Source organism: Achromobacter sp., assembly GCF_050285565.1.
Taxonomy (GTDB): domain Bacteria; phylum Pseudomonadota; class Gammaproteobacteria; order Burkholderiales; family Burkholderiaceae_B; genus Achromobacter.
On the sequence record NZ_JBLZXG010000002.1, the window covers coordinates 1 to 21727 of the forward strand.

The 21727-nt window shown below is 67.7% G+C and carries 22 protein-coding genes and 1 rRNA gene; 7 read left to right on the forward strand and 16 right to left on the reverse strand.

The window, feature by feature from the left end:
- Positions 1 to 204 precede the first annotated feature (204 nt).
- Positions 205 to 317, forward strand: a 5S ribosomal RNA gene (gene rrf, locus ACN6O8_RS03075).
- Positions 318 to 449: 132 nt separating this feature from the next.
- Here the strand turns inward: rrf and ACN6O8_RS03080 are convergent.
- Entirely contained in the window at positions 450 to 1214 is a 765-nt protein-coding gene (locus ACN6O8_RS03080) for an aldolase (RefSeq protein ID WP_427989599.1), read from the reverse strand.
- 61 nt (positions 1215 to 1275) lie between these two features.
- On the reverse strand, positions 1276 to 1986 hold the full coding sequence (locus tag ACN6O8_RS03085) for a haloacid dehalogenase type II (RefSeq protein ID WP_427989600.1): 711 nt from the start codon (positions 1984 to 1986) through the stop codon (positions 1276 to 1278).
- Positions 1987 to 2130: 144 nt separating this feature from the next.
- Here ACN6O8_RS03085 and ACN6O8_RS03090 point away from each other — a divergent pair, with 144 nt between their 5' ends.
- On the forward strand, positions 2131 to 3018 hold the full coding sequence (locus tag ACN6O8_RS03090) for a LysR substrate-binding domain-containing protein (RefSeq protein WP_427989601.1): 888 nt from the start codon (positions 2131 to 2133) through the stop codon (positions 3016 to 3018).
- On the opposite strand, the gene ACN6O8_RS03095 is transcribed toward ACN6O8_RS03090, so the two are convergent.
- From ACN6O8_RS03095 to ACN6O8_RS03105, 3 genes are all read right to left on the reverse strand, one after another.
- The gene (locus ACN6O8_RS03095; RefSeq protein ID WP_427989602.1) at positions 3010 to 3405 is read right to left on the reverse strand and encodes a YchJ family protein; all 396 of its coding nucleotides are present in this window, start codon (positions 3403 to 3405) and stop codon (positions 3010 to 3012) included. The genes ACN6O8_RS03090 and ACN6O8_RS03095 overlap by 9 nt on opposite strands.
- 8 nt (positions 3406 to 3413) lie before the next feature.
- The gene (locus ACN6O8_RS03100) at positions 3414 to 3686 is read right to left on the reverse strand and encodes a GNAT family N-acetyltransferase (RefSeq protein WP_427989603.1); all 273 of its coding nucleotides are present in this window, start codon (positions 3684 to 3686) and stop codon (positions 3414 to 3416) included.
- A gap of 153 nt (positions 3687 to 3839) precedes the next feature.
- Complete coding sequence (locus tag ACN6O8_RS03105) at positions 3840 to 4784, reverse strand: 3-hydroxyacyl-CoA dehydrogenase NAD-binding domain-containing protein (protein ID WP_427989604.1); 945 nt, start codon at positions 4782 to 4784, stop codon at positions 3840 to 3842.
- Between the two features lie 135 nt (positions 4785 to 4919).
- Between ACN6O8_RS03105 and ACN6O8_RS03110 the strand changes: the two genes are divergently transcribed.
- Positions 4920 to 5552, forward strand: a complete 633-nt coding sequence (locus tag ACN6O8_RS03110; protein ID WP_427989605.1) for a hypothetical protein — start codon at positions 4920 to 4922, stop codon at positions 5550 to 5552.
- 12 nt (positions 5553 to 5564) lie between these two features.
- Here the strand turns inward: ACN6O8_RS03110 and ACN6O8_RS03115 are convergent, their stop codons facing one another.
- Positions 5565 to 6977 carry an MFS transporter gene (locus tag ACN6O8_RS03115; RefSeq protein ID WP_427989607.1) on the reverse strand — a complete coding sequence of 471 codons (1413 nt, stop codon included), beginning with the start codon at positions 6975 to 6977 and terminating at the stop codon, positions 5565 to 5567.
- 138 nt (positions 6978 to 7115) lie between these two features.
- Here ACN6O8_RS03115 and ACN6O8_RS03120 point away from each other — a divergent pair, with 138 nt between their 5' ends.
- On the forward strand, positions 7116 to 7982 hold the full coding sequence (locus ACN6O8_RS03120; protein WP_427989608.1) for a LysR family transcriptional regulator: 867 nt from the start codon (positions 7116 to 7118) through the stop codon (positions 7980 to 7982).
- 116 nt (positions 7983 to 8098) lie between these two features.
- Positions 8099 to 9502, forward strand: a complete 1404-nt coding sequence (locus tag ACN6O8_RS03125) for an amidase family protein (protein ID WP_427989609.1) — start codon at positions 8099 to 8101, stop codon at positions 9500 to 9502.
- A gap of 48 nt (positions 9503 to 9550) precedes the next feature.
- Here ACN6O8_RS03125 and ACN6O8_RS03130 read toward each other — a convergent pair whose 3' ends face one another.
- The 10 genes from ACN6O8_RS03130 to ACN6O8_RS03175 form a co-directional block, all read right to left on the reverse strand.
- Positions 9551 to 10078 (reverse strand): GNAT family N-acetyltransferase, encoded by a 528-nt coding sequence (locus tag ACN6O8_RS03130; RefSeq protein WP_427989610.1) that lies wholly within the window; start codon positions 10076 to 10078, stop codon positions 9551 to 9553.
- 31 nt (positions 10079 to 10109) lie between these two features.
- Positions 10110 to 10892: a 2-keto-4-pentenoate hydratase gene (locus ACN6O8_RS03135; RefSeq protein WP_427989611.1), complete on the reverse strand. Its 783-nt coding sequence runs from the start codon at positions 10890 to 10892 to the stop codon at positions 10110 to 10112.
- Positions 10893 to 10897: 5 nt separating this feature from the next.
- Positions 10898 to 11278, reverse strand: coding sequence for a hypothetical protein (locus tag ACN6O8_RS03140; protein WP_427989612.1), 381 nt, complete (start codon positions 11276 to 11278; stop codon positions 10898 to 10900).
- A 56-nt stretch (positions 11279 to 11334) separates the two neighbouring features.
- Positions 11335 to 12615 (reverse strand): glutamate-5-semialdehyde dehydrogenase, encoded by a 1281-nt coding sequence (locus ACN6O8_RS03145; RefSeq protein ID WP_427989613.1) that lies wholly within the window; start codon positions 12613 to 12615, stop codon positions 11335 to 11337.
- Positions 12616 to 12713: 98 nt separating this feature from the next.
- A complete protein-coding gene (gene holA, locus ACN6O8_RS03150; RefSeq protein WP_427989614.1) occupies positions 12714 to 13772 on the reverse strand; it encodes a DNA polymerase III subunit delta in 1059 nt (352 codons plus the stop codon).
- 3 nt (positions 13773 to 13775) lie between these two features.
- Positions 13776 to 14438 (reverse strand): LPS assembly lipoprotein LptE, encoded by a 663-nt coding sequence (lptE, locus tag ACN6O8_RS03155; RefSeq protein ID WP_427989615.1) that lies wholly within the window; start codon positions 14436 to 14438, stop codon positions 13776 to 13778.
- 11 nt (positions 14439 to 14449) lie between these two features.
- Positions 14450 to 17107 carry a leucine--tRNA ligase gene (gene leuS, locus ACN6O8_RS03160; RefSeq protein ID WP_427989616.1) on the reverse strand — a complete coding sequence of 886 codons (2658 nt, stop codon included), beginning with the start codon at positions 17105 to 17107 and terminating at the stop codon, positions 14450 to 14452.
- Between the two features lie 86 nt (positions 17108 to 17193).
- Entirely contained in the window at positions 17194 to 18408 is a 1215-nt protein-coding gene (locus tag ACN6O8_RS03165) for an MFS transporter (RefSeq protein ID WP_427989618.1), read from the reverse strand.
- A 37-nt stretch (positions 18409 to 18445) separates the two neighbouring features.
- Entirely contained in the window at positions 18446 to 18958 is a 513-nt protein-coding gene (locus tag ACN6O8_RS03170; protein WP_427989619.1) for a MarR family winged helix-turn-helix transcriptional regulator, read from the reverse strand.
- Positions 18959 to 19120: 162 nt separating this feature from the next.
- Positions 19121 to 19579, reverse strand: coding sequence for an HU family DNA-binding protein (locus ACN6O8_RS03175; RefSeq protein ID WP_049072689.1), 459 nt, complete (start codon positions 19577 to 19579; stop codon positions 19121 to 19123).
- Positions 19580 to 19953: 374 nt separating this feature from the next.
- On the opposite strand from ACN6O8_RS03175, the gene ACN6O8_RS03180 reads away from it, so the two are divergent.
- Positions 19954 to 21114 (forward strand): D-alanyl-D-alanine carboxypeptidase family protein, encoded by a 1161-nt coding sequence (locus ACN6O8_RS03180; protein ID WP_427989620.1) that lies wholly within the window; start codon positions 19954 to 19956, stop codon positions 21112 to 21114.
- A 12-nt stretch (positions 21115 to 21126) separates the two neighbouring features.
- Entirely contained in the window at positions 21127 to 21675 is a 549-nt protein-coding gene (locus ACN6O8_RS03185) for a hemerythrin domain-containing protein (protein WP_427989622.1), read from the forward strand.
- Positions 21676 to 21727 lie beyond the last annotated feature (52 nt).

Genomic DNA, 21727 nt, shown 5'->3' on the forward strand with positions numbered 1-21727 from the left:
GTCTGTGAAAGTAGGTCATCGTCAGGCTTTTATTGCTCAGAACCCCGCAGGCTCACGCCTGTGGGGTTTTGTATTTGTGTGAAAAGCCCGTATTTGCGTGGCACGATTGTTGAGCCTGGCTCTGATCGTTGCGCGCGAAACAGGCCCATGCTGTACCCAGGATTGGAGCGCCCGCCATCGCGGCAGGATGCTCGGCAGGTCAAGCCTGATACCCATAGCAAGGTGGTACCACTCCTTCCCATCCCGAACAGGACAGTGAAACGCCTTCGCGCCGATGATAGTGGACGGACGTCTGTGAAAGTAGGTCAGTATCAGGCAGTTATTCGAAAAGAAAACCCCGCAGGCTAGCGCCTGCGGGGTTTTTGCTTTATGGCGGTGAATTGACCAAGCCGGGCTTCAGGGCATTGAACCTGCACCGTCGTGCGGCGCGCAAGCCCCGATTGCCATCGTCAACCCGGGTGGCGGTGAGCGGCATCCGGTAGTTGGCGGCGGAGCGCGGCGAAGAACAGTTCCGATTGCAGGCGTTCGCCCTGGATCTGGGCGGCGACTTTGGCGGCTATCGCTGGATCGACGGGCACCAGCGGCCGTCCGGTGGATTGCGCCAGTACCTGGGCGGTACAGGCCCGTTCAAGGAAGAACAGGTCGTCGTAGGCGTAGTCGAGACGTTCGCCGCAGACCACCACGCCGTGATTGCCCAGGAAGGCGATATCGGCGCCGCGCATGGCATGGGCGATGCGCTCGCCTTCGCTGGCGTCCAGGGCCAGGCCGTTGTAATCGCCATCAACGGCGATGCGTCCATGAAAGCGCATGGCATTCTGCGACAGCGTGGTATCCAGCGCGCGATCTGCCGTGAGCGTCAGGGCCGTGGCGTAGGGCATATGCGTGTGCAGTACACAGGCCTTGCCGGCGACGCGGTGGATCGCGGCGTGGATGAACATCGCGGTAGGCTCGACCTCGTGACGGCCGGCGAGTTTGCGGCCCTGCGCATCGACCAGCACGATGTCGTCGGCCTGCACCTCGTGCCACATCAGGCCGCGCGGGTTCAACAGGAAATGATCGGTGTCACCGGGCAGCGCCACGCTGAAGTGGTTGCATACGCCTTCGCCGAGCCCGTGAGCGGCGGCCGCGCGCAGGGCCAGCGCCAGGTCGGCGCGCAGGCTGGCGACGCGTTCAGCATGGAACAGTGCGTCGGCGAAGTGAGGATCTTTGTTCATGGGCAGTCCGAAGTGAGGTCAAGGGTGGAGTCGTCCTTGCAGGCGGGCTCGCAGCGCGGCCTTACATCCAGCCGGCTTGTTGGAATAAGCCGGTGACTTTGTCCAGAGTCGATACAGTAGCGTCGGGACGGTAGTCCGGCAAGGGTTGGCGGCCGGTGCCGCGATCGATCCACACACAGCGAAAGCCGATATCGCGCGCGGCGGCGTGATCCAGGTGGGGGCTGGCGCAGACGTGCACGACTTCATCGGGCGTGACGCCGAGGCTGTCGTGGGCATGGGCGAAGATGCGCCGGGACGGCTTGTAGGCGCCGGCCTGTTCGGCGGTGATCACGCGGTCGATATGGCCGCCCAGCTGTGCCACGTTGCCAGCGATGATGCCGTCGTCGGTGTTGGAGATGATGCACAGTCGGAAGCCGGCGCGTTTCAGCGACGCCAGCGTGTCCACGACTTCGGGGAACGGCGGCATCGCGGAGATGCTGCCGGTCAGCATCACGGCATCGTCGGGACGGTAAGCCAGATCCAGGTCGCGCATGGTCAGGCGCAGCGCTTCCCGGCTGATGTCGGCGAAGGACAGGTGGGGCGGCGTGCGTTCCAACCGGTGTTCGTGCTCGTCGTAGACGCGCAGGAACTGCCCGGGCGTCGGCGCGCGGGATTGCGGATTCGCGGCGAGGATCCGGGCCACTGCGGCTTGCAGGCCCTCGTCCCACTGGATCAGGGTGCCGTAACAGTCGAAAGTCAGCCATTGCGGACGGGGAAGGTGGTCCAGGGGCATGGGATTCTCCTTTGGAAAGCCGGTGGGGACAGGGCCAGCTTAGGGAGGCCGTGGTAAGTTGTAAAATTAATAATAGAACTCTTGTCAGTTGATCTATAAATATCTGCTGCCTCCCTCCTTGCCCCACTGGCTATCGGATATCCCATGCTCGATCTGGAATTACTCAGAACCCTCGTCTGCGTGGTGGATGAAGGCAGCTTCACCCGCGCCGCCGGCCGTGTGCATCGCACGCAATCGACCGTCAGTCAGCAGGTGCGCAAGCTGGAGCAGAGCGTGGGCAAGACGTTGCTGCTGCGCGACCGGGCCGGCAGTCAGGTGGCGGCCACCGAGGATGGCGAGCTCATGCTGGCATATGCGCGCAAGCTGCTGGCGATGGCGGACGAAGCCGAACTGGTGTTGTCGGCGCCGCGACGCATGCAGGCGATCCGGTTGGGGATTCCCGAGGACTTCGATGTGTCGCGTCTGGCGACGTTGCTGGCGGGATTCGCCGCCAGCCATCCGGATATCCGCCTGGAAACCGGCAGCGGGATGAGCTTCGACCTGAAGGCCAGGTTGGCGGCGGGGGAGCTGGATCTGGCGCTGGTCAAGCGCGAACCGGGTGACGGCCCTTGCCTGGCGGCCTGGCCCGAGCGCCTGGTCTGGGTGGGCCACCGGCGTCTGTTGCTGCGCGAGCAGCCCGTGCCATTGGTGCTGTTCCCGCAGGGCTGCATCTATCGCAAACGCATGATCTATGCGCTCGAGAGCGCTGGGCGCCCGTGGCGCGCCGCGTATCACAGCCAAAGCCTGGCGGGGGTGCAGGCGGCGGTGAGCGCCGGATTGGGCATTTCGTTGCTGCCGGCGTGCGCCTGTCTGCCGGAGCACGAAATCCTCGGCACAGCGCAGGGATTGGCGCCAGCGCCGCAAACCGAATTGGCGATCGTGGGTGAAACCCATGTCGCGGCGGGCGGCGCGGCCGCGAACCTGGTGTCTGTGCTGAAGCGGGCCGTGGGCGAGGATGGCGAGCTGCCGCGTCGCCAACTGGCATCAGCTTAGGTCGCCATCCACGTAGTACCAGCGGCCGGCTTCGCGCACGAAGCGGCTGACTTCGTGCATCCGGTTGGCGCGGCCGGCCAGCCGGCTGCGCGCGACGAATTCGACGATGGCGTGATCGGCGTCCTGGTCGCGGGCCTGCTTGACGGTCAATCCCAGCCATTTCAGGCCAGGCGGATTCGGTTCGAGCGACGCCGGGCGCGTACTGGGATGCCAGGTGTCGAGCAGGTAGGCGAGCTTGTCCAACACGAAGGCGCTGTAGCGCGAACGCATCAGGTCTTGCGCGGTGGGCGCCTGCAATGCCTGCGCGCCGGTGTGCCAGCGTCCGCAGCAAGCAGCGTAGGGTTTGGCCGTGCCGCAGGGACAGGCGATCGGGTCTGGCGTGGTCACGGCGCGGATCAGGCGAGCAGGTCGTTGTATTCGGGGTGGCGGCGCATGTAGACGTCGGCGTAGGAGCATTGCGGCCGCACCTTCCAGCCTTGGGCGCGGGCCGATTCGAGCGCGACTCGGGTGAGTTCGGCGGCAATGCCGCGACCACCGACCTGGCCTGGAACGCCTGTGTGAGTGATGGTCATCACGCCGTCGCGCAGATGGTAGTCCAGCACACACGGAACGCCGTCGACGGTGGCGGTATAGCGGGAGTGCTGTGTATCGTGGATGACGGAGACCATGCGGAATTCCTGCGTGCAAGTGGGCGCCCTGTGCGGCGGGGCATCGGTCATAGGATACCAGCGGTGCAAACCGTCGGGGACGATCCGCCGCCGGAGTTTCCACGCCACAGCGCGATCAGCGATGCTGGCCATCCGTGCCCACGCCCGGGGGAATCAGCGCTGCAGTACCTTCAGCAGCGCGGTCAACTGTGCATCGCGCGTTTCGACCAGGTCGGCGATGCTGCGCGAACCGGCCTCGGCGTTGACGCCTTCGATCAGGCGGCGTTGCAGTTCCGGCGTGACCTCGGGAGCGCCCAGGTCGTCCCACCAGGTCTGCACCGGTCCCAGCAGGTGCGCCATGAAATGCGCCAGGCCGCCAGCGCCGCCGCCGAGGTTGAAGGTCATGTGCGGGCCGAACAAGGCCCAGCGCAGGCCCGGCCCCTGCGATACGGCCGCATCGATGTCGGCCACGCTGGCGACGTTGTCGGCGGCCAGGTGGATGGCTTCGCGCCACAGCGCGGCCTGCAGGCGGTTGGCGATGTGCCCCGGAACCTCCTTGTTGACGCGGATCGGATATTTGCCCAGTTGGCGGTAGAAATCGATGCAGCGGTCGATGGTGGCGGCCGAGGTCTGGCGGCCGCCGACGACTTCCACCAGCGGGATCAGGTGCGGCGGATTGAACGGATGGCCGATGACGAAGCGCGACGCGCGCCCGCAGCGCGCCTGCAGCCGGCTCATGATGAGCCCGGACGAACTGGAGGCGACGATGGCGTGCGGCGCCAGCAGGGCGTCCATGCGGGCGAACAGGTCGGTCTTGAATTCTTCGCGCTCGGGCGCGTTCTCTTGGACGAAATCCACGTCGCGCAGCGCGATGGCCAGATCGGCCTCGAAGCGCAAGGCGTCGGGCGTTGCGCCCGCCGCCACGCGTCCCAGTTCGGCCAGCACCGGCCAGGCCGCGGCGACGCGGGCGCGGGTCGACGCTTCGGCGTCGGCGGCGGGATCGCACACCACGACATCGAGTCCGTGCGCCAGGAACAGCGCGGCCCAGCTTGCACCGATGGTGCCGGCGCCGACGACCGCGACGCGGCGGATGGCGGGAAAGGAGGACGTGTCGGTCATGTGGCGCTCCGGAAGGTGTCGAAGGGAAGGCCCATTGTGAAGCAAAGATGGCCCTGTTGCCATGCGCCACGGCCACGGGCAAGATAGCGCCACCGGGCACCCTCCCGTCCGGGCATCTGAAGCGTGGAGCGAATCATGCGCGCGTCGCGATCCGGCATGGCGCCGGCGGTACCGTATTTCTGCCAATGGGAATCGGCCCACCTCGCGGGCGCGATCATCCGCAAGGAACTGCGCCTGGAAGACGATCCGGCCTGGCGTGCGTCCGGCGCGCGGGATGTGGACGAGTATGCGCGCTGGGCCAGTCATGTCTGCGGCATGGCCTGCCTGAAAATGGTGCTGGCCGCCGAGTCGGGGCGCATCCATCCGACCCTGGAGCTGGCGCGCCGCAGCCTGCCGTACGGCGCCTATGCGGAGACCGACGACGGCGCCATCAAGGGCCTGATCTATGCGCCTTTCGTGCGCTTCGTGGCGCGCGAGTTTGGGCTCGAGGCCGAGGTGCGGGAGGGCCTGCGCACCGACGAGTTGGCGCAGGTGATGACGCGGGCGCGCTACTTTATCGCGTCGGTGCATCCGTGGATCCGTTGGCCGGAGCGCGAGCCGCCGTCCAAGGGCGGCCACCTGGTGCTGGTCACTCGCGCCACGGCGCAGGCGGTGACCTTCCACAACCCTTCCGGCGAGCCGGGCACCCAGGCCGACGTCTGCGTCGCGCTTGCCGACTTCGACCGATTCTTCGCCGGGCGTGGTGTCGCGATCCTGGGCCCGGCCTGAGCGTTTGCGGCGCTACGCGTTGCGGGCTCGGCGCAGATGCCGCCACACCAGCGCGGCGGCGCCCAGGTAGCCGGCGGTGATGACCGCGTAGGCAGCGGGCAGGCTGGCGTGCCAGTCCGGCAGCAGGTGCAGGATGGTGCCCATCAAGGCGACCCCCACCAGCGCGCCCGCCTGGCGGTTGGCGTTCAGCGCGGCGGCGGCGCTGTTGGCGTGGTGCTTGCCCGCTACCTGCATGACGACGCTGGTCATGGCCGGCACCGCGATGCCGACGCCCAGGTTCGCCAGCGCGATGATCGCGGCGAAGGGCCGGTAGGCCATGTCGGGCGCGAAAGTGAGCAGGCCGACGGCGCTCATGGCCGTTGCCAGGGCGATGCCGCCCAATAGCGCGGTCGATACGTTCCAGCGGGTCGAGAGGCGGCCCGACAGCAGGTTGCCGATGGAGAATACCGCCAGCATCGGCACCAGTTGGATGCCGGTCTGCAGGGCGTCGGCGCCGCGCGACTGTTGCAGAAACAGGCTGAGCAGGAACAGCTGGCCGTAGGCGGCGAGGTTGATGAGGAAGCCGACGCCATTGGCGGCCGCGAATTGCGTGGTCTGGAACAGAGCGCGCGGCAGGATGGGTTCGGCGTGACGCCGTTCGCGGCGCACCAGCGCCAGGATGGCGAGCACGCCCGCGGCGCCAGACGCCAGGATGGGAGGCGACGACCAGCCATAGGCGTTGCCCTGGATCAGGACGAAACACAAGGCCGCCAGCGCCGTGACACCGAGCGTGTGGCTCAGCGGATTGAGCGCGCGCGGCCGGCGCGGCGCGGCCTGGATGCGACGCCGCGCCAGCCACAGGCCGACCAGGCCCAGCGGCAGGTTGATGAGGAAAATGCCGCGCCAGCCGAATTGATGGATCAGCAGACCGCCCAGCAGCGGCCCGGCGGCGCCCGCCACGGCCACGATGGCCGACCAGGCGGCCAGCATGCGGTTGCGCACCTGCTCGTCCTCGTAGGCGTGGGTCAACAGGCTGAGCGAGCTGGGCATGAACAGCGCGGCGCCCAGGCCCTGCAGCATGCGGGCGGCGATCAGCAGGTCACCATCCGGCGCGATGCCGCACAGCAGCGAGGCCAGGGTGAAGACGCCCAGGCCCGCCAGGTAGATGGTCTTGGCGCCGTAGCGGTCGGCCAGGGCGCCGGCCACCAGCAGCAGCGCGGCGAAGGTCAGCGTGTAGCCGTCGACGATCCAGACCTGGTCGGTGAGCGGCACGGTGAATTGCTGCGCGATGCTGGGCAGGGCGACGTTGACGACGGTGACGTCCAGCATGGCCATCACAAAACCGATGGCCAGCGTGACCAGCGGCAACAGGCCAGTGGCGACGGGACGCGGGGCAGTAGCCGCAGGGGCGGGCGGGAGGGCAGCGGTGGGGCAGGCGGTGCGCATGGCGGGGAGCTTCCAGGGACTTTCCGAGGCGCACAGGTTAGGAGGTTTCGGTGATGCAAAAAAGAGGAATAATTGCTTTATCGTGATGCAAATATGCATCATTAACGACCTGGATTTTTTGTGGAGTGACCTGGCGCCATGGATTGGGACAACGCGCGTATTTTTTTGGCGATCTATCGCAACGGCACCCTGCGCGGCGCGGCCGCGCTGTTGCAGATCGATCAGGCCACGGCCGGCAGGCGGCTGGCGGCGCTGGAGGCGTCGCTGGATGCGCGGTTGTTCCTGCGCACGCCTTCCGGCTATGTGCCGACCGCCGCGGGCGAACAGGCCTTCGCGGCGGCCGAGCGGATGGAGCAGGCCGCGGACCAGTTGCAGCGCCAGATGCAGGGGCTGGATCACCGGCTGTCGGGCGTGGTGCGGGTGGCGGCGTCCGAGACGGTCGCCAGCTATTTCATCATGGAGGCGATCCGCCGCTTGCATGCGCAGCATCCCGATATCCGCGTCGCGCTGTCGACATCGATCCAGCTGAGCAACCTGACGCGGCGCGAGGCCGACCTGGCGATCCGCAACGTCAAGCCGGATAGCCCCGATCTGATCCACCGCCACCTGGCGCGCCGCGAGGTCGGGCTGTATGCCTCGAAGTCTTACATCAAGGCGCACGGCGAACCGCGCCCGGGCACCGCGTTCGCCGGCCACACGCTGGTGACCTACCAGCAGTCGGTGCTGCCGGGCTGGTCAGATACCTTTTGCGGCGAACCGACGGGCAACGGTCGCATCGCGATGGAACTGAATTCCGGCATGATGATCATCGAGGCGGTGGCCGCGGGGCTGGGTATCGGCGAAGTGCCGATCCATATGGCGCCGCAGTATCCGGACCTGGTGCGGATCTGGCCGAACCGCAGCGAACCCTATGACCTGTGGCTGGTGATGCACGGCGACCTGAACCGCACGGCGCGCGTGCGAGCGGTGGCGGATGCCATCATCGCGGTGTTCGAGGCCGGCTGACGGGCGCCGTGCTTGCGGTAAGCCGTGGCTTGTGGGCGCGGGCAAGGGGCGCTAAGGTTGACCGTCCGGCGGCGTTCGGCCGTCCGTCTTCCATGTCCTAGCAACAGGAGTGCCGCGTGTCCGATCTTTGGCGTTTGTCCGCAGTAGAGCTTGCCGCCCGCATCCGCCGGCGCGACGTTTCCGCAGTCGAGGCCACGCAAAGCGCGCTGGCGCGCCTGCAGGCCGTGAACCCGCGGATCAACGCCGTGGTCGATCACCGTCCCGACGACGCCCTGGCCCAGGCCGCCGAGGTCGACCGGGCGCTGGCGCGCGGCGATGATCCCGGCGCGCTTGCCGGTGTGCCGGTGACCATCAAGGTAAACGTCGACCAGGCCGGCTACGCCACCACCAACGGCGTGACGCTGCAAAAGGATCTGATCGCCAGCGTCGACAATCCGGTGGTCGCGAACCTGCGCCGCGCCGGCGCCGTGATCGTGGGGCGCACCAACACGCCTGCGTTCTCGCTGCGCTGGTTCACCGGCAACCGGCTGCATGGCGACACGCGGAATCCGCGCAATCCCGCCTTGACCCCGGGCGGGTCCTCCGGCGGCGCGGCAGCGGCGGTGGCGGCCGGTATCGGGCATCTGGCGCACGGCACCGACATCGCCGGCTCCATCCGCTATCCCGCCTATGCCTGCGGCGTGCATGGCTTGCGGCCGTCACTGGGACGCGTGCCCGCCTACAACGCGACCCTGCCGGAACGCACCATCGGCGGCCAGATCACCGCGGTGTCGGGACCGCTCGGACGCAGCATCGCCGATCTGCGGCTGGGCCTGGCCGTCATGGCCGCGCCCGATCCGCGCGACCCCTGGTGGGTGCCGGCGCCGCTGACCGGCCCGACCGTGCCGCGCCGGGCGGCGCTGTGCCTGAATCCGGACGGCATGGACACCGAGCCGGCGGTGGTCAAGGCGCTGCAGGACGCCGCGCGGCGCCTGAGCGAAGCCGGTTGGTCGGTCGACACGGTCGACGCCGTGCCGCCGTTGCGCGAAGCCGCCGATCTGCAGATCCGCATGTGGATGGCCGACGGCTATGACGGCATGGTCGAGGCGGCCCGCAAGGAAGGCGATCGCGGTGCCTTGACGGCCCTGGAAGGCCAGCGCGCGCGCGTGGCCGACATCGACATGGCCCGCTTCTCTGCGGTGTTGACGCGGCGCGCGACGCTCACGCGCCTGTGGGAAATGTTCCTGGCGCAGTATCCGGTGCTGTTGCTGCCGGTGTCGGCCGAACTGCCGTTCACCGACAACCTTGACCTGCAGGGCGAGGTTGCCTACGAGCGTGTCTGGCGCGCCCAGATGACACAGATCGGCCTGCCCTTCATGGGGCTGCCTGGCCTGTCCGTGGCCATGGGCAACGTGGGTGATCGGCCGGTCGGGGTGCAGGTGGTGGCGGGCCGTTACCGCGAAGACCTGTGCCTGGCGGCGGGCGAAGCCATCGAGGCAGCCGGGCCCGCGGTCGCGCTGGCTGAACCGGTGGCGCGCTGACGCCGAGTCCGGCAAGCCAAGGGCAAGCCTGGCGCGCGGTGCGGCGGCTCAGGCGGCCGCGGCCTGCCATTCGGCGCGCAGCAGGCCCATCATGCCTGTGTCCCAGCGGGCGTTGCCGGCGCGCGTGGCTGAGCGGCGCACGCCCTCCAGCGTGAAGCCCAAGGCCTCGTAGGTGCGGATCGCAGGGGTGTTGAACATGTAGACGTTCAGTTCCAGGCGTTCGATGCCCGGCGTGCCGAAGGCTTCGTCGATCATCAAGGCCACCATGGGCCGTGCCAAACCCTGGCCGCGCGCGCCTGGGGCGATGGCGACGCGACCCAGCCGGGCGTTGCCGTCGCGCCAATCGAAGGCTAGCTGCGCATGGCCGACAGGCTGGTCATGGCCTTCACGGCAGGCCATCCAGCAGCGCCGTGCCGGAGGTTGCGCATGCCCTTCCCGCAGCATGGCGTCCATGTCGGCCGGCGCCAGGGGATACGACACATGCGAGCCGCCCCATTGCACCACTTCCGCCTGGCTGTTGAACCAGCTGGCGAGCAGGGGGTAGTCGGAGGGCGAGAAGGGGCGCAGGGTCAGCATGGGCGGCACGTGGTTGGAAGCGGCCCCCAGCTTAACCGGCGGTAAACCTCAGTTTCAAGACGCCCAGGTCGCCGTAGGCGAGTTCGAGGTCGCGGCCGGCGGGCACGTCCAGGAATCCGGCATACGATCCGGTGATGACGTGTTGGCCCGCGCGCAGGCCCAGGCCCTGCTCGCGCAGGAAATTGGCGAGCCAATACAGGCCGGCCTTGGCGTTGTCGTTAGGATGAATGCCCGCGTGCTGCTCGACTTCGACGCCGTCGATCGACAGGGTCAGGGTCATGCTGGCGGGGGCGGCATCGGGCGAGGCGATGCGCGGCCCCAGCACCAGGCCGGCGTTGAACATGTGGTCGGCCAGCAGTTCCGGCAGGCTGGCATGTTCCGGCGCGGCGTAGCGACAGCCCAGGACCTCCAATGCCAGCCGCGCCGCGCCAATGGCGGCGTCGATCTCGGCAGGGGTGTAGGCGGTGTCGCGAGCAGGCAGGTCGCGCGCCAGTTCGAACGCGATTTCGGGTTCGATGCGCACGACCGGCGCGCGGGTAGGGACCACTGCGCCGCACGCCACGGTCGACGCGTAGATGGGCGCGACCACGGTTTTCTCGGGCGATGGCAAGGCGCTTTTCCAGGCCGCGATGGCGTCCTGGCGCGTCTCGCGCAGCAATTGCGCGGTGCGCTGCTGTACCGCCAGGGCTTGCCCCTGGGTCTGCGGGCGACAGTCGGACGGCAGACGCGGACCGGCCGTGCCGGCCTCGCGCGCGGCGATCAGGATGCGGGCCGCGTCGGTGCTGCCGGGGTAGTCTTCGATCTGCAACTGCATGCGCTTCACATCCCCATGAACAGCAGGGTCCACAGGACGATCATGGCGATCAGGCCCAGCCAGCAGGAGCCCCAGAAGCCGACGATCGGCCATTTCAGGGCCAGCGGCGTCTGCTTGGGATCGACATGGGCCAGCAGATCATTGGCGTTGCCGATCAACCAGAAGCGGGTGCCCGGAAACATCAGGCGGAAGAAATAGTCGAGCATGATCGCCGCCTTGATCGCCAGCGGATAGCGCTCGAACGGGCGATGCTGCAGGTAGGGATGCTTGAGCGCGGCGTTGATCTGCTTGCTTTTGAAGAAGAACAGCACCAGGCCGCTGAGCGAGCAGGTGATGAAGCACAGCACGAAAAGGCTGAAGGCCATGGCCATGGCGGGTGAATGCATGGAAATCCCGGTAAGGCGCGGCGGCGCCGCGCACTGAAGGTTGTAGGAAGGGCGGGTCAGCCGCGGGTCTGGCCTTCGCCGGTCAGTACCCATTTGAGGGTCGTCAGGCCTTCCAGGCCGACCGGGCCGCGGGCGTGCAGGCGGTTGGTGGAGATGCCGATCTCGGCACCCAGGCCGTACTCGAAGCCGTCCGCGAAGCAGGTGGGCAGGTTGACGTAGACCGAGCTGGAGTCGACTTCGCGCTGGAAGCGCTGCGCCGCCGACAGGTCTTCGGTGACGATCGCGTCGGTGTGGCCAGAGCCCCAGCGCGCGATGTGCTCGATGGCATCGTCGAGCGAGTCGACGATGCGGATCGCCAGGATCGGGCCCAGGTATTCGGTGCCCCAGTCTTCATCGGTGGCCGGCTTGGCATGCGGCAGCAGCGCCAGCGTGCGCGGGCAGCCGCGCAGCTCGACACCGTGCTCGGTCAGCGCCGCGGCCAGGCGGGGCAGGATCGAGACGGCGGCCACCGCATCCACCAGCAAGGTCTCCATGGCGCCACAGATGCCGTAACGGTAGGTCTTGGCGTTCAAGGCGATGGCGTGGGCCTTGTCCGGATCGGCGGCCGCGTCGATGTAGACGTGGCAGTTGCCATCCAGGTGCTTGATCAGCGGCACGCGTGCTTCCCGCGACAGGCGGGCGATCAGGCCCTTGCCGCCGCGCGGCACGATGACGTCGATGTGCTCGGTCATGGTGATGAGCTTGCCGACCGCGGCGCGGTCGGCCGTGGCGACGACCTGCACCGCGTCTTGCGGCAGGCCGGCCGCGGCCAGGCCCACCTGGACAATGCGGCCCAGCGCCACGTTGGAGTGCAGGGCTTCGCTGCCGCCGCGCAGGATGGCGGCGTTACCCGACTTCAGGCACAGCGCCGCGGCGTCGATGGTGACGTTGGGGCGGGATTCGTAGATGATGCCGATCACGCCCAGCGGCACGCGCATCTGTGCCACGCGCATGCCGTTGGGACGCACGGTGGTGGCGGTGACGCTGCCGATCGGGTCGGGCAGGGCGGCGATCTGGCGCAGGCCTTCGGCCATGTGTGCCAGCGTCTTTTCCGACAGCGTCAGGCGGTCGAGCAGGGCGGGCTCCAGGCCATTGGCGCGGGCCGTTGCGACATCCTTGGCGTTGGCGGCCAGCAGTTCGGTCTGGTTGGCGGCCAGCGCCTCGGCCATGGCCAACAGGGCCTGATTCTTGGCCGCGCTGTTGGCGCGCATCATGGCGCGCGAAGCCCGGCGCGCATTCTCGCCCAGGGTCAGCATGGCTTGTTCGATGGAGGACGAGGACATGAGGGCGTCGTTCATAGTGAAATGGGGGCGGCCGGGACGCCGCTTGCGGATGGAAGTAGTTTATCCGGCCACAGGCCGGGAGGACGAGACGGTGGCGGCGGCCGGGGCCGCCTTCACGGTCGGGTGCCGGCGGCGGCCACGCGCAGGGCCAGGCGAGTCATTTCTTCCCAGGGGTCGGACAGCCGTCCGGGTACCGACAGCCCCTTGATGAGACGGTCGACCTCATGGGCGTGCTGCACCGCGGCAGGCCAGACGTCGGGACGTACCCGGCCCAGCGCCTGCAACGCCAGGCGTTCATGCGTCCCGAAAATGCGCAGCCGGCGCATCAGGGCATTGGCGTCCTGTCCCAGACTGCGGGCTTGCGCCACCCGGGCCAGCAGGCGGATTTCCTCGCCCACCGCCCACAGTACCAGCGGCAGGGCCTCGCCTTCGGCACGCAGGCCGTCGATCATGCGGATGGTGCGGGCGATGTCGCCGGCCAGCATGGCATCGCGCAGGCCGAACACGTCGTAGCGCGCGACGTTGAGCACGGCACGCTCGACATCCTCGGCCGCCAGTTGGCCCTCGGGGTAAAGCAGGCCCAGCTTCTGGATTTCCTGGTGCGCGGCCAGCAGGTTGCCTTCGACCTTGTCGGCCATCCATTGCAGGGTGGCGTTGTCGGTGCGTTGGTTCTGGCGCGCCAGGCGCTGTCCGACCCAGGCGGGCAAGCGGGCGCGCTCGACGCTGGCGATGTCGACCGTCATGCCGCCCCGGTTCAAGGCCTGCATCCAGCGGCTTTCGCGGGTGGCCTTGTCCAGGCGCGGCAGCGCCACCAGGATCAGCGTGTCGGGGTTGTCCGCCTGTTTTTCGGCCTGCTCGGCCAGGCGCGCGAGTGTGTCGGCGCCCGACTTGCCGGGCTTGCCGGTGGGAATCTTGAGTTCGAGGATGCGGCGGTCGCCGAACAGCGACACGCTCTGGGTCGCGGCGACGACCGCGCTCCAGTCGCTGCGCGCGTCCATCACCATCGACAGGCGCTCGGTGTAGCCGGCGGCGCGGCCGGCGGCACGCAGCGCATCCACGGCCTCGGTCACCAGGAGAGGTTCGTCACCGGACACCGTATACAGCGGGGCCAGGCGGTTGCCCGCCCGCTGCAGGTGATCGGCCAGGCGATCCGCGTCCAGGGGTTGTGCCATCGGTCAGCGCGTATAGGCCGGATCGGTGGTGGAGGGCGTCTGCCACGGCGCCGGCGCGCTGCGCGGCATCGGGGCGGTCGGATCGTACAGCGGCAGTTCGCCGTCCTCGCCGCGCTGTTCGCGGTTCTCGAATGCCTTGCGCACTTCCGGCGCGGTCATGCGGCGCAGCAGGCGCGAGACCAGATCACGCTGCATGGCGATATAGAGCGTTTCGATCTGGCCCTGCTTGGCCTGGACGATCTGGTCGTCGTACGGCATTTCGCGGTAAATCGACAGAGTCGTGTCCGGGATCAGGGCGCGGCCCTTGGCGTCGATCAGGCGGAAGGTGTAGTTGATGCCGAGCTCGTATTCCTCGACCCGGCCCTGGGCGTTCAACGACACCTCGCGCAAGGAGCGCGTGTTGGACACTTCCTGGAGGATCGCCTGCGCATCCTTCGGCGAGGCGACCAGCTTGGTGTCGGGCGATGCCGCCCGCAGCGCGCGGCGCACGTCGGCGCCGAACTGGGTGTTGTCGGGAATGCCAAGGTACAAGGTTTCGAACGGCAGCGGGGTGACCCCGCGCAGCGTGAAGCCGCAAGCCGAGATCAGCATGAACAGCGCCAGGCAGGCGCCGCGCAGCAGCCAGGATTGGCGGGGGGATTGCGTGTGTTGCCCGGCGAAGTACATGCTTGACCTCATCAGCCTACGACGTTGACCAGTTTGCCCGGAACCACGATGACCCGCTTGGGCGGGCGGCCTTCCAGGTAGCGGGCGACTTCATCCTGGGCGGCGGCGAGTTTCTCGATATCTTCCTTGGCGGCCTTGGCGGCGACGCGGATCGAGCCACGCAGCTTGCCGTTGACCTGCAGCATCAGTTCGATTTCGTCCGCGACCAGCGCGGCCTCGTCGACATGCGGCCACGGCGCGTCGAGCAGGTCGCCCAGCTCGTTTGCGTAGCCGAGGTCGCGCCACAGGTGCCAGGTGATGTGCGGCACCACCGGATACAGCACGCGCAGCAGCACGCCGAGCGTTTCGGCGTAGGCGGCGTCGGCATGGGCGCCTTGCGGCAGTTTGGCGTCGTCGATGGCGTTGAGCATCTTCATGCACGCGGACACGACGGTGTTGTACTGGATGCGCTGGTAGTCGTAGTCGGCCTGTTTGAGCAGGGTGTAGACCTCGCGGCGCAGATCCTTGACGGCGGCGGGCGCGTCGGCCCAATCGGCGCCAGCGGCCAGGCCGCGGGCGACGGCGTCGCGTTGCGCGTAGCTGATCGACCACAGGCGGCGCAGGAAGCGGTTCGAGCCTTCGACGCCGGAATCGGACCATTCGAGGGTCTGTTCGGGCGGGCTGGCGAACATGACGAACAGGCGGGCGGTGTCGGCGCCCAGCGTGTCGATCAGCGATTGCGGGTCGACGCCGTTGTTCTTGGACTTGGACATGGTGCCCACGCCGCCGTAGGTCACGTCGGAACCATCCGACTTGAGCTTGGCGCCGGTGATGGCGCCGCGCGCGTCGTAGACGTTCTCGACTTCCTCGGGCCAGAAATACTCGATGCCGCCCTGGGCGTTCTTGCGCGAGTAGATGTGGTTCAGCACCATGCCCTGGCACAGCAGCTTGGTGAAGGGCTCGTCGAAATTGAGCAGGCCCATGTCGCGCATGACCTTGGTCCAGAAGCGCGCGTACAGCAGGTGCAGGACCGCGTGCTCGATGCCGCCGATGTACTGGTCCATCGGCATCCAGTAGTCATTGCGCGCGTCGACCATGGCCTTGTCGTTGCCTGGCGAGGTGTAGCGCATGAAGTACCAGGACGAGTCCACGAAGGTGTCCATCGTGTCCGTCTCGCGGCGCGCGGGCTTGCCGCAGTTGGGGCAGGCGCACTTCAGGAAAGCTTCGTTCTTGGCCAGCGGATTGCCGCTGCCGTCCGGGATCAGGTCGTCCGGCAGCACCACCGGCAGGTCCTTTTCGGGAACCGGCACCGGGCCGCAGTCCGCGCAGTGGATGATGGGGATCGGGGTGCCCCAGTAGCGCTGGCGCGAGATGCCCCAGTCGCGCAGGCGCCAGGTGGTCTGCTTTTCGCCCAGGCCTTGCGCGCCCAGGTCGGCGGCGATGGCGTCCACGGCTTCCTTGTGCGACAGGCCATCGTACTTGCCGGAGTTGATGGTGCGGCCGCTCTGCTTGTCGCCGTACCATTCCTGCCAGGCGTCGGTGGAGTAGGCCTTGCCGGCCACGTCCACCACCTGGCGGATCGGCAGGTTGTACTTCTTGGCGAAGGCGAAGTCGCGCTCGTCATGGGCGGGCACGCCCATCACGGCGCCGTCGCCGTAGGTCATGAGCACGTAGTTGCCGACCCAGACCTCGACCTGGTCGCCGGTGACCGGATGGGTCACGAACAGGCCGGTGGGCAGGCCTTCCTTTTCGCGCGTGGCCAGTTCGGCCTCGGTGGTGCCGCCCAGCTTGCACTGTTCGATGAAGGTGGCCAGCGCCGGGTTGGACTGCGCGGCGTGGGTGGCCAGGGGGTGTTCGGGCGCCACGGCGCAGAAGGTCACACCCATGATGGTGTCGGCGCGGGTGGTGAAGACGTACAGCTTGCCGTCCTGGATCAACTGGCCATCCTGGCCGGCGATCTGGTGCGGGAAGGCGAAGCGCAGGCCCTCGGACTTGCCGATCCAGTTTTCCTGCATCAGGCGCACGCGCTCGGGCCAGCCGGGCAGGTCGTTCTGCACCGCGCCCAGCAGTTCGTCGGCGTAGTCGGTGATGCGCAGGTAGTAGCCGGGGATCTCGCGCTTTTCGACCGGGGCGCCCGAGCGCCAGCCGCGGCCGTCGATGACCTGTTCGTTGGCCAGCACGGTCTGGTCGACCGGATCCCAGTTCACGACCTGGGTCTTGCGGTAGGCGACGCCCTTTTCGAGCATCTTCAGGAACAGCCACTGGTTCCACTTGTAGTACTCGGGGTCGCAGGCGCACATTTCGCGCGACCAGTCGATCGCCAGCCCCATCGCCTTCATCTGCTTCTTCATGTAGGCGATGTTGTCGTAGGTCCACTTGGCGGGCGGCACCTTGGACTTGATGGCGGCGTTCTCGGCCGGCATGCCGAAGGCGTCCCAGCCCATCGGCATCAGCACGTTGTAGCCCCGCATGCGCAACTGGCGCGCCATCATGTCGTTGATGGTGTAGTTGCGCACGTGGCCCATGTGCAGCTTGCCGCTGGGATAGGGCAGCATCGAGCAGGCGTAGAACTTCGGCTTCTCGGAGCCGTCCGGGTTCTTCGCGTGTTCATGGACCAGATAGGCGTCGCGGGCCTGCCAGTCTTGGTGGGCGGCCGCTTCGACGGTAGTGGGGAGGTAACGTTCCTGCATGGGCTCGTGCACGATGGCGAAAAATGGGTGAACCGCCCCCGCGCACCGGGCGCGGGGGCGGCCAAAACCCCTGATTATAGGAGGTGCTAGGCGCGGATAGGGGGCGGGGCGGTTTCCGGGATGCGGGCGCTGGCCCCCAGCACGCCGTAGGCCAGGGTAACGGCCCCCAGAACCGCGCCCGCGGTGACCACGCCGGGCCAGCCGTAATGGGAGTACAGCCAGGACGATACCAGCGATCCGGTGGCCCCGCCGATGAAGTAGCTGGTCATGTAACCGGCGGTCAGACGGCTGCGGGCCTCGGGCCGGGTGCGGTACAGCGAACTGGTGTTGGTGACATGGACGCCCTGGATCGCCAGATCCTGGATCAGGATGCCGGCCAGCAGCGCGATGACGGAGGCCTGGCCGAAGGCCATCAGCCCCCAGGAAGCGAGCAGCAGCAGCAGGCCGATGCGGGTGGCCTGGTTGCCCAGGCCGCGGTCGGCCAGGCGGCCGAACCGGTTGGCGGCGTAGGCGCCGGCCGCGCCGGCCAGTCCGAACAGCCCGATGGTGGTGTTGGTGAAACCGTAGTCCGGGCCGGACAGCAGGAAGGTCAACGGCGTCCACAGCATGCTGAAGGCGGCGAACAGCAGGCCGCCCAGCAGCGAACGGCCGCGCAGCAGGGGTTCCTCGGCGAACAGGCGGAAGATCGAGCCGAGCAGGCGCGGATAGCTCATGGCGGCCTGGCTGCGGTGGCGCGGCAGCACTTTCCAGAGCGCTGCGGACATGGCCAGCATCAGGATCGCCGCGACCCAGTACACGGTGCGCCAACTGCCCAGGTCCGCCAGCACGCCGGCTGCGGTGCGGGCCAGCAGGATGCCCAGCAACAGGCCGCTCATGACGGTGCCGACCGCCTTGCCGCGCTCGTGCGGCGCCGCCAGCGTGGCGGCGAACGGCACCAGCACCTGCGCCACCACCGACAGCAGGCCGGTCACGGCGGTGCCCAGCATCAGCATCTGGATATTGGGGGCGAAGGCCGACAGCAGCAGGCCGCCGCAGGACAACAGCGTCATCAGCACGATCAGGCCGCGGCGTTCGAACAGGTCGCCCAGCGGCACCAGCAGGATCAGGCCGAGCGCGTAGCTGAGCTGCGCGATCATGACGATGCTGCCGGCGGTGGCGTTGGACAGCGAGAATTGCTGGCTGATGGTGTGCAGCAGAGGCTGCGCGTAATAGTTGCTGGCGACCGCCAGGCCAGTGGCGACGGACATCAGCAGGACGACGGGCGCGGTGAGCGGGGCGGGTTGAGCGGGGGCGGCGTTCATGTGAGGCGGGGCGATGAGGCGTTGCGGGAGGGGAGACTCAGGCGGCGATGCCGCCGGGCGTTTCCCGGTCGTGCGGGATCAGCAGCTTCTTGAGCAGGCCGGCCATCTGGCGGCGTTCGGCGGCGCTCAGCGGTTGCAGCAGGGTTTCAAGTTCGCGCAGATAGTCCTTGAGCACCAGTTTGATGACGCGCAGCCCCTCCGGGGTCAAGGCGACGATGACGCCGCGGCGGTCTTCGGGATTGGGCGTGCGCGCCAGCAGGCCGGCCTGTTCCAGCCGGTCGAGCCGGTTGGTCATGGCGCCCGAGGTCAGCAGCAGCGCCGCGACCAGCTTCTGCGGATTCATGGCGTGCGGCGCGCCACTGCGGTACAGGGTCGCGAGCACATCGAATTCGCCTTGATGCAGATTGTGGCGCTTGAAGGCCTGGCCCACGTCGCGCGCGGCAAAGGCATGAAAGCGGAACACGCGGCTCAGGACGCCCATTGGCGAGATGTCCAGGTGGGGGCATTCGCGTTCCCATTGCGACAGCACCAGATCGACCAGATCGTTCATGATGTTTTTATATAAAGTATCTTTACGTGAAGATAAATTCTAGCAGCCTGGCCGTTGTCCGTGCAAGCCGCGTCTTCGCCGGCGGGATCGGGCGCGCAAAAAGAAAGGGCCCGCCCCATGCGGGGCAGGCCCTTTCCGGCTTGACCGGATAACCGTGCGGAATTACTGCGCGGCGTCCTTCAGCTTCTTGAGCGGGCGAACCTTCACCTTGACCGAAGCCGGCTTGGCGGGGAACCAGCGCTCTTCACCGGTGAACGGATCCTTGCCGAAGCGCTTGGCCTTGGCGGGAACCTTCTGCACGGCGACCTTGAACAGGCCGGGCAGCGTGAATTCGCCGGCGCCCTTCTTGTCCACGGAGCTCAGCACCGAGGTTTCCAGGCTGGCCAGGACGGCCTTGACCGCCTTGGCTTCGACGCCGGACTGCTCGACGATGTAGGCGATCAGCTGGGTCTTGTTCAGAGCAGCCTTGATGGCCTTGGGGGCGGCAGCGACCTTCTTGGCGGCGACGACCTTCTTGGCGGCCGGCTTCACAGCGGGCTTGGCGGCGGTAGCCTTCTTTGCGGGCGCCTTGGCGGCGGGCTTGGTGACTTTCTTGGCAGGAGCTTTAGCTTTCGTGGCCATGGTCAAAATCCGTATGTTGAGGACATGGGGCAGCGCGTGCCGGGTATCGGCGTTTAACGCTACGCGCCCGATGATAGCGGAAGAGTGGCGGTTGTAGCCGCTTTCGCAAGGCCTTTCGCGCAATCTTTGTTGTTTTCCAGGCAGAAAAACCCCTGCTACAAGGGGTTTTGCAAAATGCGGTGACATTCGCTGCGATTTTTTCAACGCCGCGCGCTGCGCGCAAAGTGCTTGTGCAATGGGGTTTTGAACCATCCGCGACCGGCATGTTCCAATGCTTCGCGCCGCGTGTCGGCGCTGCGCGCGAGCGGCCTGGTGGCTGCCTGTCCGCGTTGCCGGCGCGCCATCCTTACCCTGCATGGAAGTGAAGCCCCTTTATGTTGATGAAGAAGTTGGCGGCGAGCCTGCTCGTTGCGACCGCATGTATGTCAGGCGCCCTGGCCCAATCGATGCCCCAGCCCGACCTGTCGGCCAGGGCCTGGCTGCTGCTGGACGAGACCAGCGGCCAGGTGATTGCCTCGCACGCCGCCACCGCCCGGATCGAGCCGGCCTCCCTGACCAAGATCATGACGGCGTACGTGGTGTTCGGCGCCATCCACAACAAGGAGGTGTCGCCGGACCAGAAGGTCACCATCTCGACGCGTGCCTGGAAAGTGCCGCCCGGCAGCTCCAAGATGTTCCTGGAGCCGGGATCCAAAGTCTCGGTGGATCAGTTGCTGCGCGGCTTGATGATCCAGTCCGGCAACGACGCCGCGATCGCGCTGGCCGAAGCGGTGTCGGGCAGTGTCGAGGCGTTCGTGGCGCGCATGAATGACACCGCCGCGCAACTGGGCCTGCACGGCACGCATTTCGCCAGCCCGCATGGCCTGCCGGACCCCGACACTTATTCCACCGTCAGCGACCTGTCGATTCTGGCCACGCGCTTCATCCGCGATTACCCCGAGCTGTACAAGACCTACGATTCGGCCAAGACCTACACTTACAACAACATCACGCAACCGAACCGCAACCGGCTGCTGTGGCTCGATCCCAGCGTCGATGGGCTGAAGACCGGCCATACCGACGCGGCCGGTTACTGCATCGTGGCGACCGCGCACCGGCCCAATGGCAAAGAGCAGCGGCGCCTGATCACCGTGGTCGTCGGCACTGCGTCGGACAAGTTGCGCACACAGGAAAGCCGCGCGTTGCTGGAATGGGGCTTCCAGGGGTTCAATACCATCAAGCTCTATGCAAAGGGTGAGGCGGTGGCCACGCCCGAGGTCTGGAAGGGCCAGGCGGACACGCTCAAGGCAGGCTTCGCGCGCGACGCCTACGTCACCGTGCCGGCCGGCGCCAAGGTCGAACCGGTCTGGGCGCCGCAGGATCCGCTGGTGGCGCCGATCGCGGCCCAGGCCACGGTCGGTTCGTTGCGCGTGATGGTCGACGGCAAGCCCGCCATGCAGTTTCCGGTGGTGGCGCTAGAGCCGGTGGCCGAGGCCGGCCTGGCCGGCCGCGCCTGGGATTCGATTCGCCTGTGGTGGCGCGGCCACGCGGGCTGACGGAGGGTTGCCATGGCAGTGAGTTTTCCCGGCGGGCCGGCGGCGGCGCCGACTCCCGATGATCCGTTGGGGCTGCTGTCGGCCTGTCATGGCCGTATCGCGCGCCAGTGCGAAACCTTGCGGCGGCTGGCCGCGCACTTGCCGGTGCACGGCAGCGATGCCGCGGCCCAGGTCGCGGCCGCGGCCGTGGTGCGCTATTTCCAGAGCGCCGCGCTGCACCACCATGAGGACGAGGAAGAAGACCTGTTTCCCGCCCTGATCGAATCCATGGCGGGCTCTGACGCGGTCTGCCTGCATGCGTTGGTGGACGGCCTGGTGGCCGATCATGTGCGTCTGGCGGCGTTGTGGGCGCCGTTGCGGCAGACCCTGGAAACGGTTGCCGCGGGCCGGCGCGCCGATTTGCCAGCGGCGCGGGTGGAGACGTTCGCGGCGGCCTACGCCGCGCATATCCGGCGCGAGGAAGAGGAACTGCTGCCGTTGGCCGCGCGTCTGGTGTCCGATGACGCGCTGGCCGCGATCGGCCGGGCGATGAAGGCGCGGCGCGGCGGCGGGGCGGGCTGACCGGCACACGGCCCCCGCGCGCGGCGGCCACGGCCGCTTTTCGTGTTAAATG